This window comes from Acidovorax sp. HMWF018 (assembly GCF_003061035.1).
Classification (GTDB): domain Bacteria; phylum Pseudomonadota; class Gammaproteobacteria; order Burkholderiales; family Burkholderiaceae_C; genus Acidovorax; species Acidovorax delafieldii.
The window spans coordinates 436-1,424 of record NZ_QAIM01000651.1 but is presented as its reverse complement, the minus strand read 5'-3'; the positions used below and the strand labels follow the sequence as shown (position 1 = coordinate 1,424).

Genomic DNA, 989 nt, shown 5'->3' with positions numbered 1-989 from the left:
CAGCCTTCAGATTGAGCCCTAGAATCGAATAAAGAACGTATTTCAAATAACCTGAAGGCTTATGAGCCAAAACTGGCTTTATCCCGGCTTGCCCTCCGGTGGGCCGGTCAGTGCGCGGCGGCGGTGTGCAGCACGGCCGTGTCGTCCGTCCAGCCGCCACCCAGGGCCTTCATCAGCACCAGGCGGGTGTCGAGCTGGCGGGCGCGCAGGTCCACGGCCAGGCGGCGCTGGGCCAGCACCTGGCTTTCGGTGGAGAGCACCACCAGGTAGTTGCCCAGGCCCGCGCGGTAGCGCTCCTGCGCAAAGCGGTAGGCTTTTTCGGCACTGGCCACGGCCTCGTCCTGCAAGGTCTGCTGGCGGGTGAGCGACTGGATGGAGGCCACGGCATCGCCGGCTTCCTTCACCGCATCGAGCACGGCGCCGTTGTACTGGGCGATGGCCACGTCCAGCTCGGCGGCGCGGCCGCCCAGCTGGGCGCGCAGGCGGCCCCCGTCAAAGATTGGCAGGCGCAGCGCGGGCGTCACGCCCATCTGGCGCGAGCTACCGTTGAACAAACGGTCCAGCCCCAGCGAGTTCAGGCCAATGAACGCGCCGATGTTGATGTTGGGATAGAACTCGCTGCGCGCGCTGTTCACACCTTGCGTTGCCGCTTCCACGCGCCAGCGCGCGGCCACCACATCGGGGCGGCGGCCCAGCAGGTCGGCACCCAGCACCTCGGGCACGGCAGTGGGCTGCAGGGCGGCAAGGCGGGGCGTGAGCTGGGGCAGGGCGTCGGGCGCCTGGCCGGTCAGCACGGCCAGTTGGCGGCGGCCCAGGGTGATCTGCTCTTCGAGCGCTTCGATTTGTGTGCGGGCATCGGGCACAGCGGCCTGGGCCTGGGTCAGCTCGACCTGGCTGTCAAGGCCGGCAGAGGTGCGCTCTTGCGTGAGCTTGCGCTGTTCTTCCCGTTGCTCCAGCGCGCGCGTGGCCACATCGCGCTGGGCCACCAG

Annotated in this window: 1 protein-coding gene; it reads right to left on the bottom strand. The window is 68.6% G+C overall.

The window, feature by feature from the left end:
* Positions 1-107: 107 nt before the first annotated feature.
* The coding region (locus DBR23_RS27210; RefSeq protein ID WP_233250782.1) for an efflux transporter outer membrane subunit at positions 108-989 on the bottom strand (882 nt) is incomplete at its 5' end.